Origin of the sequence: Stenotrophomonas sp. TWI169 (genome assembly GCF_039674705.1) — a bacterium.
GTDB lineage: Bacteria > Pseudomonadota > Gammaproteobacteria > Xanthomonadales > Xanthomonadaceae > Stenotrophomonas > Stenotrophomonas maltophilia_P.
In genome coordinates this window covers 16,915-32,255 of record NZ_JBDJOB010000034.1, presented here as the reverse complement: position 1 = coordinate 32,255, position 15,341 = coordinate 16,915, and the positions used below count along the sequence as shown (strand labels likewise).

12 protein-coding genes and 1 pseudogene are annotated in these 15,341 nt (G+C 65.6%); 8 read left to right on the top strand and 5 right to left on the bottom strand.

Annotation, left to right across the window (positions count from 1 at the left end; translation table 11 throughout):
* The first annotated feature begins 330 nt into the window (after positions 1-330).
* Positions 331-2,240 (top strand): annotated as a pseudogene (locus ABE543_RS17980) (CocE/NonD family hydrolase).
* Positions 2,241-2,371: 131 nt separating this feature from the next.
* Here ABE543_RS17980 and ABE543_RS17975 read toward each other — a convergent pair.
* Positions 2,372-3,463: an alkene reductase gene (locus ABE543_RS17975; protein WP_346475976.1), complete on the bottom strand. Its 1,092-nt coding sequence runs from the start codon at positions 3,461-3,463 to the stop codon at positions 2,372-2,374.
* 172 nt (positions 3,464-3,635) lie between these two features.
* Here ABE543_RS17975 and ABE543_RS17970 point away from each other — a divergent pair, with 172 nt between their 5' ends.
* From ABE543_RS17970 to ABE543_RS17940, 7 genes are all read left to right on the top strand, one after another.
* Positions 3,636-4,394: an SDR family NAD(P)-dependent oxidoreductase gene (locus ABE543_RS17970; RefSeq protein ID WP_053517641.1), complete on the top strand. Its 759-nt coding sequence runs from the start codon at positions 3,636-3,638 to the stop codon at positions 4,392-4,394.
* Between the two features lie 127 nt (positions 4,395-4,521).
* Positions 4,522-4,971: an MgtC/SapB family protein gene (locus tag ABE543_RS17965; RefSeq protein ID WP_053517640.1), complete on the top strand. Its 450-nt coding sequence runs from the start codon at positions 4,522-4,524 to the stop codon at positions 4,969-4,971.
* A 215-nt stretch (positions 4,972-5,186) separates the two neighbouring features.
* Positions 5,187-6,845 (top strand): L-lactate permease, encoded by a 1,659-nt coding sequence (gene lldP / locus ABE543_RS17960; protein WP_346475975.1) that lies wholly within the window; start codon positions 5,187-5,189, stop codon positions 6,843-6,845.
* 71 nt (positions 6,846-6,916) lie between these two features.
* Complete coding sequence (gene lldR / locus ABE543_RS17955) at positions 6,917-7,681, top strand: transcriptional regulator LldR (RefSeq protein ID WP_053517636.1); 765 nt, start codon at positions 6,917-6,919, stop codon at positions 7,679-7,681.
* A gap of 4 nt (positions 7,682-7,685) precedes the next feature.
* Positions 7,686-8,825, top strand: coding sequence for an FMN-dependent L-lactate dehydrogenase LldD (lldD, locus tag ABE543_RS17950; RefSeq protein ID WP_346475974.1), 1,140 nt, complete (start codon positions 7,686-7,688; stop codon positions 8,823-8,825).
* Complete coding sequence (gene dld / locus ABE543_RS17945; RefSeq protein ID WP_346475973.1) at positions 8,822-10,522, top strand: D-lactate dehydrogenase; 1,701 nt, start codon at positions 8,822-8,824, stop codon at positions 10,520-10,522. Before lldD ends, dld begins: the two co-directional genes overlap by 4 nt.
* Positions 10,523-10,633: 111 nt before the next feature.
* Positions 10,634-11,518: a hypothetical protein gene (locus ABE543_RS17940; protein ID WP_346475972.1), complete on the top strand. Its 885-nt coding sequence runs from the start codon at positions 10,634-10,636 to the stop codon at positions 11,516-11,518.
* 117 nt (positions 11,519-11,635) lie between these two features.
* Here ABE543_RS17940 and ABE543_RS17935 read toward each other — a convergent pair whose 3' ends face one another.
* From ABE543_RS17935 to ABE543_RS17920, 4 genes are all read right to left on the bottom strand, one after another.
* A complete protein-coding gene (locus ABE543_RS17935) occupies positions 11,636-11,941 on the bottom strand; it encodes an I78 family peptidase inhibitor (protein ID WP_053517630.1) in 306 nt (101 codons plus the stop codon).
* Between the two features lie 225 nt (positions 11,942-12,166).
* A complete protein-coding gene (locus ABE543_RS17930) occupies positions 12,167-12,736 on the bottom strand; it encodes a hypothetical protein (RefSeq protein ID WP_197571771.1) in 570 nt (189 codons plus the stop codon).
* The gene (locus ABE543_RS17925; protein ID WP_279942726.1) at positions 12,733-13,527 is read right to left on the bottom strand and encodes a hypothetical protein; all 795 of its coding nucleotides are present in this window, start codon (positions 13,525-13,527) and stop codon (positions 12,733-12,735) included. The genes ABE543_RS17930 and ABE543_RS17925 overlap by 4 nt, the downstream gene beginning before the upstream one ends.
* Positions 13,451-15,334 carry a TIGR02594 family protein gene (locus tag ABE543_RS17920; protein WP_053517626.1) on the bottom strand — a complete coding sequence of 628 codons (1,884 nt, stop codon included), beginning with the start codon at positions 15,332-15,334 and terminating at the stop codon, positions 13,451-13,453. The genes ABE543_RS17925 and ABE543_RS17920 overlap by 77 nt, the downstream gene beginning before the upstream one ends.
* Between the last annotated feature and the right edge of the window lie 7 nt (positions 15,335-15,341).

The following is a 15,341-nucleotide window of genomic DNA, read 5'->3' as shown; positions in this document are numbered from 1 at the left end:
GCCCGGCGCTACCCCATGACCCGCACGAGCGCTAGCGCCAGGCCATGCCCGGCGGAGCAACGATGGGCAGAGGAATGCGGTAGCACCGGGCCATGCCCGGCGAGCGCAGCGATGGGCCGAGGACTACGGTCGCGCCGGGCCCTGCCCGGCGAGCGCAGCGATGGGCCGAGGAATACGGTAGCGCCGGGCCATGCCCGGCGAGCGCAGCGGCAGCGGAGGCACATGTGCCATCAGTCCTGCCCGCATCCGCCCCAGAATGCAAAGCCGTAACACACTTCACAGGGCAGGGCAGGAGTAGGCTTGGAACTTTCCCGCCGGAAGGGGTTGTCCATGCGTGTGCGTGCCGTTGCAGTAGCCATCGCCCTTTGCCTGTCCAGCAGCGTGCTGGCTGCCGATACTCCGCCGATGACCCCGGACATCAGCGGCAAGCCTTTCGTTGCCCCGGATGTGGGGCGCGACTACGACAAGCGCGTGGTGATGGTGCCGATGCGTGATGGCACCAGGCTGTATACGGTGATCGTGGTACCCAAGGGCGCCCGTAACGCGCCGATCCTGCTGACCCGCACGCCCTACGATGCTGCCGGCCGCGCCAACCGCAGTGACTCGCCGCGCATGCGCGACCTGCTGCCACAGGGCGACGAGGTGTTCGTCGACAGCGGTTACATCCGCGTATTCCAGGACATCCGTGGCAAGTACGGCTCCGAAGGCGATTACGTGATGACCCGGCCGCTGCGCGGGCCGTTGAACAACACCAAGGTGGATCACTCCACCGACGCCTGGGACACCATCGACTGGCTGGTGAAGCACGTGCCCGAGAGCAACGGCAAGGTCGGCATGCTGGGCTCGTCCTATGAAGGTTTCACCGTGGTGATGGCGTTGACCGATCCGCATCCGGCGTTGAAGGTGGCGGCACCACAGAGCCCGATGGTCGATGGCTGGATGGGCGACGACTGGCTCAACTACGGTGCCTTCCGCCAGGTCAACTTCAACTACTTCGCGATGCAGACCGAGAAGCGCGGCAAGGGCACGCCGCTGCCGAGCCTGGGCTATGACGACTACAGCACGTTCCTGCGCATCGGTTCGGCTGGCGACTACGCCCGTTTCACCGGCGTGGACCAGCTGACCTGGTGGAAGAAGCTGGTCGAGCACCCGGCGTATGACGCCTTCTGGCAGGGCCAGGCGCTGGATGCGGTGATGGCCAAGACGCCGTTGAAGGTGCCGACCCTGTGGTTGCAGGGCCTGTGGGACCAGGAGGACATGTGGGGTGCCAACCACGCCTACCAGGCGATGGAAGGGCGCGATAGCGGCAACGACCGCAACTATCTGGTGATGGGGCCATGGCGGCACAGCCAGGTGAACTACAGCGCCAGCGAACTGGGCGCGCTGAAGTTCGACGGCGATACCGCGCTGCAGTTCCGCCGCGATGTGCTCAAGCCGTTCTTCGACCAGTACCTGGTGGACGGCGCGCCGAAGGCGGACACACCGCCGGTGCTGATCTACAACACCGGTGAAAACCACTGGGATCGCCTGAAGGGCTGGCCGCGCAGCTGCGACCAGGGGTGCGCCGCCAGCAGCAAACCGCTTTATCTGCGTGCCGGCGGCAAGCTGGCGTTCCAGGCGCCGGCGGCGGGCGAGGGCGACTTCGAGGAATACGTGTCCGACCCGGCCAAGCCGGTGCCGTTCGTACCGCGCCCGGTGCGCTTCGGTGACCGCGACATGTGGACGACCTGGCTGGTCAAGGATCAGCGCTTCGTCGATGGCGACCTGACGTGCTGACCTTCATCACCGAACCGCTGGCCGCGCCACTGCGCATCGGCGGCGCGCCGGTAGTGCACCTGCAGGCGTCCACCAGCGGCACCGACAGCGACTGGGTGGTGAAGCTGATCGATGTGTATCCGGACCAGGAGGCCTCGGCGCCGGAGATGGGCGGCTATGAGCTGCCGGTGTCACTGGCGATCTTCCGTGGCCGCTACCGCGAAAGCTTCAGCGATCCGAAGCCGCTGGCGGCGAACCAGGTGCTGCCCTACCGCTTCGACCTGCCCAACGCCAACCACACCTTCCAGAAGGGGCACCGGGTCATGGTGCAGGTGCAGTCGAGTCTGTTCCCGCTGTATGACCGCAACCCGCAGACCTATGTGCCGAACATCTACCTGGCCAAGCCGGGCGACTACCAGAAGGCCACGCAGCGGGTCTGGCACAGCGCGGCGCAGGCCAGCTACATCGATCTGCCGGTGTACTGAAACGGGGCGGGCAACGCCGGGCCTGGCCCGGCGCCACCTTCCATGGGCAACGCCGGGCCTGGCCCGGCGCCACCTTCCATGGGCAACGCCGGGCCATGCCCGGTCGCGGTGGACCGGACATGCAGCCGTCGTCAGGCATCCAGTGCCGGGTAGTCGATGTAGCCGTGTTCGCCACCGCCATACAACGTGGCCGGGTCGAGCTCGGCCAACGGCGCACCGCTGCGCAGTCGCGCGACCAGATCCGGGTTGGCAATGAAGGGCCGACCAAACGCGATCATGTCGGCATAGCCGCTGGCAAGGGCCTGCCCGGCACGCTCAGCGTCGTATCCGTTGTTGGCGATCCAGGCACCACGGAAGCGTGCGCGCAGCGCAGGGTAGTCGAACGGGATGTTGTCCCGATCGCCACCGGTTGCACCTTCGATGACATGGATGAAGGCCAGTCCGTCGATCGTGTCCAGGCGCTCCACTGCACGGTTGAACAGCGGTTGCGGGTTGCTGTCATGGGCATCATTGACCGGCGTGACCGGTGACAGGCGCACGCCGGTGCGGCCGGCGCCGATTGCTTCGGCGACCGCGCTGACCACCTCGAACAGCAGCCGCGTACGGTTCTCGATGCTTCCACCGTAGGCATCGTCCCGATGGTTGCTGCCATCGCGCAGGAACTGGTCGATCAGGTAGCCGTTGGCTGCATGTACCTCGACGCCATCGAAGCCTGCGGCAATGGCATTGCGCGCGGCGACGCGGTAATCCTCGATGAGTTGCGGGATCTCCTCCAGCGCCAATGCGCGCGGCGCGGAGACATCCTCGAATCCATTGGCGGTGAAGGTCTTGCCGTTGGCGCGGAGGGCGCTGGGTGCCACCGGCACTTCGCCTTCCGGCAGCAGGCTGGTGTGGGAGATGCGACCCACATGCCACAGCTGCAGCACGATGCGGCCACCTTCGGCGTGTACCGCGTCGGTGATGGATTTCCACGCAGCGACCTGGTCGGCGCTGTAGATACCCGGCGTATCAAGGTAGCCCTGGCCCAGAGGGCTGATCTGGGTGGCTTCTGCAATGATCAGGCCGGCACTGGCACGTTGGCGGTAATAGGTGATCGCCAGCGGAGAAGGGACGCGGTCGGGCAGGGCGCGGTTGCGCGTCAGCGGTGCCATGGCGATGCGGTTCGCGGCAGCGATGTCACCCAGGTGAGTGGGCGTGAACAGCAGGGCGTCAGCGGGATTCATTGGAGTTTCCACAGCAGGGGAGGGTGAGGTCGAGCATACGGTCGAACGCGTTGCAGCGATGGGAAGGTTCGTTGCAGCGCCTGGAAGTGGCGCGGCCGTAACACGGCGGGGCGTACCGTGGGTCGCGGGTGGACGCGTGTCCACATCGATTCCCGATAGATGGAGAACACAGATGATCGACTATCAGCTCGGCGGCAAGACGGCGATCGTGACCGGTGGCGTTTCCGGTATCGGCCTGGCCGTGGCCGAACTGCTGGCAGCGTCCGGTGCTGCGGTGTCAGTGTGGGACCTGAAGCAGGACGCGGTGGACGCCACCGTGGAAGCGCTGGCCCGGCGTGGCAGCCGCGCCATCGGCATCGCCCTGGATGTCACGGATGAGGCTGCCGTGGAGGCGGCGGTGCAGCGCACAGTGAAGGAGCTGGGCGGGGTGCACGTCGCGGTCAACAACGCCGGCATCAGCGGTCCGGCGGCGAGCAGCGGCGACTATCCCGTCGATGGCTGGAAGCGGGTGGTCGATGTGAATCTGACCAGTGTATTCCTGTGCCAGCGTGCGCAGATCCAGGCCATGCGCGCGGCCGGGAAGGGCGGGAGCATCATCAACATGGCCTCGATCCTGGGCCAGGTGGGCTATGCCGGTTCGACCGCGTACGTGGCAGCCAAGCATGGTGTGGTCGGCCTGACGCAGACTGCAGCGTGGGAGCATGCCGCCGATGGCATCCGTGTCAATGCGGTGGGGCCGGGCTTCATCGCCACGCCGCTGCTGGAGAAGATGGATCCGAAGGTGCGCGCCACGCTGGAAGACCGCCACGCGTTGAAGCGCCTGGGCAAGGCCGAGGAAGTGGCGGCGCTGGTGGCCTGGCTGGCCAGCGATGATGCCTCGTTCGCGACCGGCACCTATTACGCGATCGATGGCGGTTATCTGGCGCAGTGATGCGGTGACCGCAGGGACGGTGGTGCCGGGCATGGCCCGGCGCTACCGGGTGAACGGGCCGTGGTGCGGCCTTCACCGCGATCCGACGGCTGACGCGCAACGCTCCGGGAAACTCCCGGAGACGTCGATGGAACTCAACCAGGATGTATCGATCCTGCTGCGCGTGGCCGCCGCGATGCTGTTCGGTGGCGTGCTCGGTATCGAGCGCGAGATGGGCAAGCATGCGGCGGGCCTGCGCACGCACATGATGATTGCCGGCGCCGCAGCGCTCATCGTGGGGCTCGGCGATTCCGTGGCCGAGCATTTCCAGCAGGAGCGCTACCGCGACCTGCTGCAGGTCGACCCGGTGCGCCTGATCGAAGCGGTGGTGGCCTGCGTCGGCTTCGTTGCCGCAGGCACCATCCTGCGTGGCAGCCGCGAGGACCAGGTCAGCGGGCTGACCACGGCCAGTTCGCTGGTGATGGCCGCCGCCATCGGGATTGCGGTGGGCATCGGCAAGTACGTCATTGCCCTTGGTGTGAGCGTGCTGTGCCTGCTGGTGCTGGCGGTGATGCGACGGTTGGCGGACAGGCTCTAGCGGGGCAGCACGTTCGAGCTTCTGTCATGCGGCGCTTTATTGGTAATACCAATATGTCCGGTAACTCTATGGTCTAATGGGCTCTTCGTCGAAATGGCGGTTCAATCGGCTTCAAGTGGTCCGATGAATCTGATTATTGGTAATACCAATAATCGTGACCACGGCGTCCCATCGCATGCGGTGGGGAAACATTCCGCCCCCCGTCGAGAGCCTCCATGCAGCCCTGGCAACACCTGTACGACCCCGCCGGCAACCTGTGGTTGTCCAGCCTGATCGCGTTGCTGCCGATCGCGTTCTTCTTCGTTGCCCTGGCCGTGCTGCGCATGAAAGGCTGGCTGGCCGGCACGATCACCGTGGCCATCGCACTGGCCGTGGCCCTGCTGTTCTACCGCATGCCGCTGACCCAGGCGTTGGGAGCGGCCGGCTTCGGTTTCGTCTACGGGCTGTGGCCGATCGCCTGGATCATCATCGGCGCGGTGTTCCTGTACAAGGTCTCGGTCAAGACCGGGCAGTTCGACATCATCCGCGCTTCGATCCTGTCGGTGACCGAAGACCAGCGCCTGCAGATGCTGATGGTCGGCTTCGCCTTCGGTGCCTTCCTGGAAGGCGCGGCGGGGTTTGGCGCGCCGGTGGCGATCACCGCAGCGCTGCTGGTCGGGCTGGGCTTCAAGCCGCTGTATGCAGCGGGCCTGTGCCTGATCGTCAATACCGCGCCGGTGGCATTCGGTGCGATGGGCATTCCGATCATCGTGGCGGGACAGGTCACCGGCCTGGATGCCTTCGAGATCGGCCAGATGGCCGGTCGCCAGCTGCCGTTCCTGACCATCATCGTGCTGTTCTGGATCATGGCGATCATGGATGGCTGGCGTGGCGTCAGGGAAACCTGGCCGGCGGTGCTGGTGGCCGGCGGGTCGTTCGCCATTGCCCAGTACCTGACCTCCAACTTCATCGGGCCGGAGCTGCCGGACATCACCGCGTCGCTGGCGTCGCTGGTGTGCCTGACCCTGTTCCTGCGCCGCTGGAAGCCGGTACGGATCTTCCGCTTCGATACCGAAACCAGCGCCGAGGCGGCCGCCCAGGCGCTGGAAGCGCCGCGCTACAGCGTTGGCCAGATCGCCAAGGCCTGGTCGCCGTTCCTGATCCTTACCGCGATGGTCACGCTGTGGAGCATCAAGCCGTTCAAGTCGCTGTTCGCGGCGGGTGGCCCGCTGGAAAGCTGGGTGCTGAAGATCCCGGTGCCGGGCCTGGACCAGATGGTGCAGAAGATGCCACCGATCGTGCCTGCGCCGTTGAGCTACGAGGCGGTCTATAAATTCGACGCGTTCTCGGCCACCGGCACGTCGATCATCCTCGCCGCAGTGATTGCCATCCTCGCCCTGCGCATGCCGGCCAAGGCGGCGCTGCAGACCTTCGGCGAGACCGTGCGCGAGCTGCGCACACCGATCTATTCGATCGGCATGGTGCTGGCCTTCGCCTTCATCGCCAACTATTCGGGCCTGTCGGCCACGCTGGCGCTGGCGCTGGCCCACACCGGCAAGGCATTCACCTTCTTCTCGCCGTTCCTGGGCTGGCTGGGCGTGTTCCTGACCGGCTCGGACACGTCCTCCAACGCGCTGTTTTCGGCCTTGCAGGCCACCACTGCGCAGCAGATCGGCGTGTCCGAGGTGCTGCTGGTGGCGGCCAACACCACCGGCGGCGTCACCGGCAAGATGATCTCGCCGCAGTCGATTGCCATCGCCTGCGCCGCGGTCGGCCTGGCCGGCAAGGAATCGGACCTGTTCCGCTTCACTGTCAAGCACAGTCTGATCTTCACCGTGATGGTCGGCCTGATCACCACCGCGCAGGCGTACTGGCTGACCTGGATGATTCCCTGAGCCATGCAGCCGACGACCTATCCGCGCAGCATGGGCCGCACCTGCCAGGCGCTTCGGGCCACAATGGCGCCATGAGCACGCAACGGATTTCAGACAAGGTGGCCGCGCAGCTGCGTGGTCTGGTGCAGGAGCGGCAGCTGCAGCCGGGTGACCGGCTTCCGGCCGAGCGCGCGCTGGCGGTGCAGCTGGGTGTCTCGCGCACGGCGCTGCGCGAGGCCATCGCGCAGTTGTCCAGCCAGGGCCTGCTGAGCGCACGCGTGGGCGGCGGCACCTACGTGGCGGAGCCGGCCACGCGCGCGCGGCAGGCGCTGGATGAACCCCTGGCTCCGTACCTGCCGTTGTTCCAGGGCGACCCGGAATACCGCTTCGACGTGCTGGAGATCCGTCACGCGCTGGAAGGCGCGACGGCCTGGCATGCAGCGCTGCGTGCCACCGACGAGGATCGGGCGCGCATCGCCCAGGCCTTCCAGACCATGATGGATGCGCATGGCAAGGATGATCCTTCAGGCGAGGCGGAGGCCGATGCGGCCTTCCACCTGTCCATCGCCGAAGCGTCGCACAACCTCGTGCTGCTGCAGGTGATGCGTGGCCTGTTCGATCTGCTGCAGACCAACATCTCGCAGAGCCGCGAGAAACTCTATACCTCGGCGAGGACCTTCTCGCCGTTGTCCGACCAGCACCGCGAGATGATGGATGCGGTGCTGGCCGGTGATCCGGAGCGCGCGCGCGCCGCCGCGCATGCCCACCTCGAGTTCGTGCACACCACGCTGCGCACGCTCGACGACAACGAAGCCCGGCGCGCGCGGGCCTCGCGCCTGCCTTCCCCACACGGTTGACCCCATGATCATCTCCGCCTCCACCGATTACCGCGCCGCAGCCAAACGCCGGCTGCCGCCGTTCCTGTTCCACTACATCGATGGCGGCGCCTATGCCGAGCACACGCTGAAGCGCAACGTTTCGGATCTGTCCGACATCGCACTGCGCCAGCGCATCCTGCGCAACATGTCCGACCTGAGCCTGGAGACCGAGCTGTTCGGCGAGACGCTTGCGATGCCGGTGGCACTGGCGCCGGTCGGCCTCACCGGCATGTATGCACGCCGCGGTGAAGTGCAGGCGGCGCGGGCAGCTGACAGCCGCGGCATTCCGTTCACCCTGTCCACCGTGTCGGTGTGCCCGATCGAGGAAGTGGCCCCGGCGATCCAGCGGGCGATGTGGTTCCAGCTGTACGTGCTGCGCGATCGCGGCTTCATGCGCAACGCCCTGGAGCGCGCCCAGGCGGCGGGCGTTACGACGCTGGTATTCACCGTGGACATGCCGGTACCGGGTGCGCGCTATCGAGACGCGCACTCCGGCATGAGCGGTCCGAATGCTCCGCTGCGCCGCATCGGCCAGGCCATCACCCATCCGCGCTGGGCCTGGGACGTGGGTCTGTTCGGACGTCCGCACGATCTTGGCAACATCTCCACCTATCGCGGCAACCCCACCGGGCTGGAGGACTACATCGGCTGGCTGGGCAGCAACTTCGATCCATCCATTTCGTGGAAGGACCTGGAGTGGATCCGCGAGTTCTGGAAGGGACCGATGGTGATCAAGGGCATCCTCGACCCGGAAGACGCACGCGACGCGGTTGCATTCGGTGCCGACGGCATCGTGGTCTCCAATCACGGGGGGCGCCAGCTCGATGGTGTGCTGTCCACCGCACGCGCGCTGCCGGCCATCGCTGACGCGGTACAGGGCGACCTGAAGATCCTCGCCGATTCCGGCATCCGCACCGGACTGGACGTGGTGCGCATGCTGGCGCTGGGCGCTGACACCGTGCTGCTGGGGCGGGCCTTCGTCTATGCGCTCGCGGCGCAGGGTGAGGCCGGCGTGGCCAACCTGCTGGACCTGATCGCCAGGGAGATGCGCGTGGCAATGACGCTGACCGGCGCACACCGCATTACCGACATCGGCCGAGATTCACTGGTGCGGCTGCCATGACTGGCCACGGGGCCATGCTGTCGCAGCTGCGTGCTGCTGTCGGCAGCCGCCATGTGCTGACCCGCGACAAGGCGACCCGCCGCTTCCGCCGGGGCTATCGCTTCGGCGACGGCGCGGTGCTGGCCGTGGTGCGTCCGGGCACGTTGCTGGAATTGTGGCGTGTGCTGCAGGCGGCGGTGCAGGGTGGGGCAGCGATCATCCTGCAGGCCGCCAATACCGGCCTGACCGGCGGCTCGACCCCGGATGGCAATGATTATGGGCGCCCGGTCGTGCTGGTCAGCACCCTGCGCTTGACCGGCATCCAGTTGTTGAACGAGGGCCGCCAGGTGGTGTGTCTGCCGGGCGCCACCCTGGACCGGCTGGAGCAGACGCTGGCGCCGCTGGGGCGCGAGCCGCATTCGGTGATCGGCTCGTCCTGCATCGGCGCCTCGGTGCTGGGCGGCATCTGCAACAACTCCGGCGGTGCGCTGGTGCGGCGTGGCCCCGCCTATACCGAGCTGGCGCTATATGCGCAGGTTGATGCGCAGGGCCGGTTGCAGCTGGTCAACCACCTGGGCATCGCGCTGGGCGATACGCCCGAGCAGATCCTGCAGCGCTTGCAGGCCGGTGACTACGATGCCGCCGATGTCAGCGACGGCGACGGCCGTTCCGCGTCCGACCCGCGCTACGCCGACGAGGTGCGCAGGGTCGATGCCGATACACCGGCGCGCTTCAATGCCGATCCCAGTCGTCACTACGAAGCGGCGGGTTCAGCCGGCAAACTGGCGGTGTTCGCGGTGCGCCTGGATACGTTTGAGAAGGAGCCCGCCGAGGTCTTCTACATCGGCAGCAACCGTACCGGGAGTTTCACCGCCATCCGCCGCCAACTGCTGACCGGCTTCGATCGGCTGCCGATCGCCGGTGAGTACATCCACCGAGACGCCTACGATATCGGCGAGCGCTATGGAAAGGACACATTCCTGCTGATCGACCGGCTCGGGACCGCACGGGTGCCCGCGGCATTCGCACTGAAGAGCAGGGTTGACGGCTGGTTCGAGCGGCTGGGCCTGCGCGGCGCGACCGACCGGGTAATGCAGGTGCTGACCGGCCTGTTGCCCTCGCACCTGCCCCAGCGCATGGGCGAGTTCCGGCAGCGTTACGAGCATCATCTGCTGCTGAAGGTCTCCGCACAGGATGCAGCGGAGACCGAGGCCTGGTTGCAGCAATTCTTCGCCGAGCACGAAGGCGGCTATTTCCACTGCACGGCCGAAGAAGGGCGCAAGGCCTTCCTGCATCGTTTTGCCGTGGCCGGTGCTGCAGTGCGCTATCGCGAGGTGCATCGCCAACAGGTGCAGGACATCGTCGCGCTCGACATCGCATTGCGTCGCGACGACGCAGACTGGTTCGAGCAGCTGCCCGCCGCCATCGAAAGTCGCCTGCTGCACAAACTTTACTACGGCCACTTCCTGTGCCACGTGTTCCACCAGGACTACATCGCACGCAAGGGCGAAGATCCGATGGCGATCGAGCACGCGATGTGGGCACTGCTCGACCGGCGCGGGGCCGAGTATCCGGCCGAGCACAACGTCGGTCACCTGTACCCGGCCAAGCCGGCGCTGGCTGGGTTCTACCGACAGTTGGACCCGAGCAACACCTTCAACCCGGGCATCGGGCAGACTTCGAAGGCCAAGGGCTGGGGGGGCTGCGACTGCGGATGATGTAGACCCGAGCCCGTGCTCGGCTGCACTTCCCGGCAGGCAGCAGTCGAGCATGGCTCGACTCTACCCGGGCAACGGTTACCATCGGAATCCCAACCGCAGGAGCCGCCCATGCCCCCCCTCGTTGCCCGCACGTCCGTGTGCGCTGCACTACTGGCCGCTCCGCTGCTGGTGTTGGCGCAGGGCTCGATCCTGCCACAGCAGCGCGATGCCGCCGGCAATGTGATGGAGCCGCTGGGGCAGGTGCTGATCACCCAGGAGGCAGGCCCGGCAGGACTTTATGAGTGCACCCGGGACGGCAACTGGTGCGTACGCGTGCAACCGGTGGCCGAAGAGGGGAAGCGGCCCACCGTGCTGGAAGTGCTTGAGAAGGTGCCGGGCCAGGGCAAGCCAAATAGCTACCACGTCCGCATTGACGTGCCGCAGGAAAGCGAACTGAAGCTGTGGCCGTGGATCGTACGCCTGGCACCCGGTGTCGGCGCGGATGAGGACGTGATTGACCCGCAGCCGCGTGCCCGCCAGAACGTACTGGTAGGCGCCACGGTCACCTTCAGCATGATGTACTCCGGCGGTGGTGCAGACGCATCGACGCTGCAGCTGGCACGCGTGCGCCACCTGCAGGATGGCGTCCAGGTGGACGATGATGTGCTGACCGTGCCGTGGGTGGGCAACGCGATGATCCGTGCCTGCTTCAGCGAGCAGGACATCAGGCAGCGTGCCGGTGCCTGCCACGATGAGTATGGATTCTCGGCAAAGCTGGGGCTGGATCCGGCAGTGCAGGGCATGCCGGTGCTTCGTTACCAGACGGTGGCGGCCCGCTTCCCCGCAGGTGCATCGCGTTTCGAGGATTCGCTGGCGAAGGGGCCGTTGAAGACGAAGGACCTGCGCACCGAGCAGGATCCCGCGTGCAGCTATTCGCGGCTGTTCCGTTTCAGTGAGGGCCGTTTTCACCCCGACCAGCCACTGCCGGATTGTGCGGGCTATACCGAACCCTGAGCCCTGTCACGCTGGCCCATGCCCGACACGCGTTCTGTGTAGAGCCGAGCCCATGCTCGGCTGCTGTTCAGTGGCAGCCGATCGTGGGCTCGGCTCTACAGAAGCCCGCGGCGGTGATTACTCGCAGCGGGCTGCGGTGATGATGTTGTCCTTGTCCATGTAGACGCGCAGGCGATCCGGACGGATATCCTTGGTGGTGATCGTGGTCGGGCCGATCGGGTTGACCAGGCCGGCGCCGCTCTCACGCGACAGACGACGCATGTTCTCCTCATTGCCCGGCTGGCCGATTGCCCAGCCAAGCTGGCTGGCGTCGCAGCGGCCGGTGCCCTTCACCTCCGGCCCAGGCGTACTGACACAGGCGGCGAGCAGCATCGGCGTGGCGACTGCGGCCAGTGCAAGGCCGACGGAACGGAAACGGGTCATGAGCGGCGCTCCTGCGAGATGGTGGCGCCACCATAGCACCCTGCCCGTGGCGACGGCATGCGTTGGATCAAAGGAGGGGGCTCGGGAGCACTGGCACTGACGAAGTTGGCGCGTTCTGGCGGTGACCCTTCACGCCTGCGGAGCGCATGGAGCGCGTCTGCACGTTGCAAGTCAACCCAGCATTATCCTGGCATTCGGCCTATCGGTTTCGCGTCGCATCTGTCGCTATTCACTGCAGACCTGGATCAGGTCAATGCCGGCTGGACCGCGATAGCGCATCGTCGCCGGGTCGAACTGCAGCTGGATCTTCCCGGTACGGATGGTGTCATTCTGCCCAGTCGGGCAGTCCCGTGTCGCGTCCAGTGCTGGCCAGGCAGCATGCGGCGCGACAGGGGCCTTCAATGTCGTGAACCTGCCCTCCAACAGACGGATATAGGTTCCATCCGCACACTGGGCAAGGATCAGTTTATCGGTGACATCGACATCGCCGTAGCTGCTGCCGAAGTAGGTGAGGATCGCGTCCTCGCGCCCGTCGTTGTTGAGATCGGGCGTGTCGTTCAAGAAGGTCTTTCCCTGCTGACCGCTGTATGGGCAGTCCTCGTCATTCCCCGGTGGACATGCACTGACGCGCTTCCCCTCCACCGGTACCAGTTCGATCCTGTCATCGATGGCGCTTGCACACGCGCGTTGCAGCGAGCCGGACGGCGGAGTGCGCGCGATGACGACGTCCGCGGCAGCGGAGAGCGCCAGCAGCAGGAGAGCCTGATGCAGGCGCTGGCATCGTGACGACGTCACGGTGAACTTCCGCGCTTGATCGCCTCCCACACCTTGTCTATGTGGGCGCGCAGCACGGGCGCAGCCGAAGCCAGCGCAGGATCGTCCTGCCGGTCGCCGCCGAAGGGTTCATCGCCTTCCACCTCCACCAGCGATTCACCACGTACTTCGTAATACTGTTCGCCCTGGCGAAGCCCAATGCGCAGCTGCTGCGGATCGACGCCGCCGCCGCAGAAGCTGTGGCTGGCCAGCGTCAACTCGGCGCGGCCATCCTTGTCCAGGTCCGTTGCAGTCACCTGGTCCAGGAAGTAGCCGGCCTCCAGATCCAGACCTTCGCACTGAACCGGATCTTCCACGCTCCACCGCGAGGCCCAAGGAGCCGCTTGTCCGGCGCGCCGGAACAGCTCCGCACGTAACGTGATCTGATCCATCGCCTCTTCATCGCCCTGCGCCGGCACTGTCTGCTCGCTGCGCGAAAGCAGCAGCAGGCCCGGCCCGTCGATGTCATTGAACACCACTTGCTTCAGCAGCGTGCCCGAGTAGAGGTCTTTCAGTTCCGCATCTGCCAGGGCGGGCAACAGCTCCAGTCGACCAGCGGGCACGGCCTCAACCTGCCCGGGAAGTGCGTGTGCATTCGTTGCGGCATCGTCTGCTGCATCTGCAACCGGTGAGGACGGCGCACCGCAGCCGACTGCACCGAGTGCAAGCACGGCCAGCACGGCAAGTCGCAGCTGATCAGCGCGTATTGTCGCCAGCCTTTTTGGCCACGACAATGCCGAGCGCCGCGTTGAGGTCCGTGGCTGCCAGTTCATCGAGTTTGGTTTCCTTGAGTTCCTTCTGCGCGAATGGCAGATAGCTTTTCGGCACGTAGTAACGCAGCGTTGCAGGGTTGAAGCGGACAAAATTGATCTGGTCGCTCTGGTTGCCACCCAGCAGCACAGGTCGACCGCGGTCCATGGCGTAGACGAACCCTACGTGCGACGTACCGACCAGGGCTACCGCGCCGAACACCGGTTCGTCGATCTGGCTGAAGCGCGTGGTGTCGGCGGCGAACGAACGCGCGCGGTACGGGTGTGGAGATGATATAGCGTATCCGGCCGTGCGAAGGCACCAGTTCACGAACGATGCGCACCAAGCGTTGGAGCTTCCGGCCAGCGTAGTGAACTGCTTCCCGTAGCCGAGTTCGGAATGGAAGTTGATGGTGCGGCTGATCTCAGCCTCTTTCTTGCCCGCCCATTTGCGCGCCTGTGCATAGGCGTGCTCCACCCAAGGTGCGCGCTTCTGCGAAAACGGAATGATTGCGATTGGGTGGCCTTCGCCCTCGCGACTTCGGGTATCCCGTGCCTGTACTGACGCCGGCGGCCGCACAGCAGCAGCAGGTGTTTCCGGCGGAGGCTTCACCAGCGAGGGCCGATCAGACGTTTGCGGATTCCCGCTGTTGCCCGCTCGCCCGGAAGACCCGGCCGCTGACGGGGGCACGGCTTCGACCCCAACAGGCAGCGTGATTTTCTGGCCAGGGTTGATTCGATTGGCATTGCTGATCGACGGATTGGCGGCCATCAGCGCATCGACGCTGGTGTGATGGCGGTCTGCAATTCGGCTCAGCGTGTCGCCGGAGCGAACGCTGTAGCTGGCTTGACGTGACCTTGTTGGAGTCGCCGGGGCGCCGTCGTTGGCTGCGTCAGCCGGCGCCTTTCCGTAGATCCAAACCACATGACCGGGATAGATGCGGTTGCGGTTGCGGATATGGTTGTTGCTCACCAGATCGTCAACTGAGGTCTTGAACCTGCTGGCGATCGAGGCGAGAGTGTCGCCTGGCTGCACCACGTAGCGCAGCGGTGTGCGCTTCTCCTTGCTGGGCTGCGTTGGAGTGTGTGGTTGCGAATTCCCGCCGACCGTCATCATGTTGCGCGCAAATACCAGGGACGCTGAGGCCTGCTGAAGCGCAAACTGGCCGATTCGGCTTCCAATCTTGCCTGATTCCTCAAGGAAGAGCTCTATCACTTCTCCTGGCTGGCGGGTGATGAATGTCGGCAGCGCCCCGTGCTCATTGGTGGTGACCTTCTTCTCGCCCGTATTGCTGCTACGCACGATCACGGGCGTTGCCGGCATCGGTCGGGCGCCGTCAGACAAGGTGACCTGCGTGGCGTGCACGATCCGTTCCTTGCGTGTCTCAGGCTTTGCATTGAAGCCCTCATATTGCTCCATCGCAGCGATCATGCCGTTGAACTGCTCATCGGTCATGTCCTTGATGACCGTCTGGTCGGTGGCACCAGATCGCTTGCGCACGTATGCCAGATAGGCCGCTGTGTCGTTTTCCGATTCCGGCGCATAGGTATGCATGGCGTTGTACAACGTCATGTCGTTGTACTTGCGGCGCAGCAGTGCGCGCTTCTCGGCGCGGCCATCCTCGGCCGTAGGAAAAATGGCGAACTTGCCGCTCTTCGTATCGGCCTGGCCGATCATCTTGGCGTACTTTCCGCCTGGACGCAGGTTGCCGGGGTTGTTGAGCAGCCAAGCCAGCGAGCCGCCACTGCGGATGAGCTTGTCACCGTTGTCGGCGGTGAACTCCACAGTGCGCGTATCCTTGTTGAAAACCGCGCTGATGTAGGTAGGCATTCCGTGT

What these genes read in the sequence shown, in the direction of transcription:
- ABE543_RS17965 (WP_053517640.1), top strand. Translation starts at nt 4,522, where the DNA reads ATGGAACTCAACCAGGATGTATCGATCCTGCTGCGCGTGGCCGCCGCG.
- ABE543_RS17925 (WP_279942726.1), bottom strand. Translation starts at nt 13,527, where the DNA reads ATGAACTGGCAGCCACGGACCTCAACGCGGCGCTCGGCATTGTCGTGG.
- ABE543_RS17975 (WP_346475976.1), bottom strand. Translation starts at nt 3,463, where the DNA reads ATGAATCCCGCTGACGCCCTGCTGTTCACGCCCACTCACCTGGGTGAC.
- ABE543_RS17940 (WP_346475972.1), top strand. Translation starts at nt 10,634, where the DNA reads ATGCCCCCCCTCGTTGCCCGCACGTCCGTGTGCGCTGCACTACTGGCC.
- ABE543_RS17970 (WP_053517641.1), top strand. Translation starts at nt 3,636, where the DNA reads ATGATCGACTATCAGCTCGGCGGCAAGACGGCGATCGTGACCGGTGGC.
- lldD (WP_346475974.1), top strand. Translation starts at nt 7,686, where the DNA reads ATGATCATCTCCGCCTCCACCGATTACCGCGCCGCAGCCAAACGCCGG.
- lldR (WP_053517636.1), top strand. Translation starts at nt 6,917, where the DNA reads ATGAGCACGCAACGGATTTCAGACAAGGTGGCCGCGCAGCTGCGTGGT.
- ABE543_RS17935 (WP_053517630.1), bottom strand. Translation starts at nt 11,941, where the DNA reads ATGACCCGTTTCCGTTCCGTCGGCCTTGCACTGGCCGCAGTCGCCACG.
- dld (WP_346475973.1), top strand. Translation starts at nt 8,822, where the DNA reads ATGACTGGCCACGGGGCCATGCTGTCGCAGCTGCGTGCTGCTGTCGGC.
- ABE543_RS17920 (WP_053517626.1), bottom strand. Translation starts at nt 15,334, where the DNA reads ATGCCTACCTACATCAGCGCGGTTTTCAACAAGGATACGCGCACTGTG.
- lldP (WP_346475975.1), top strand. Translation starts at nt 5,187, where the DNA reads ATGCAGCCCTGGCAACACCTGTACGACCCCGCCGGCAACCTGTGGTTG.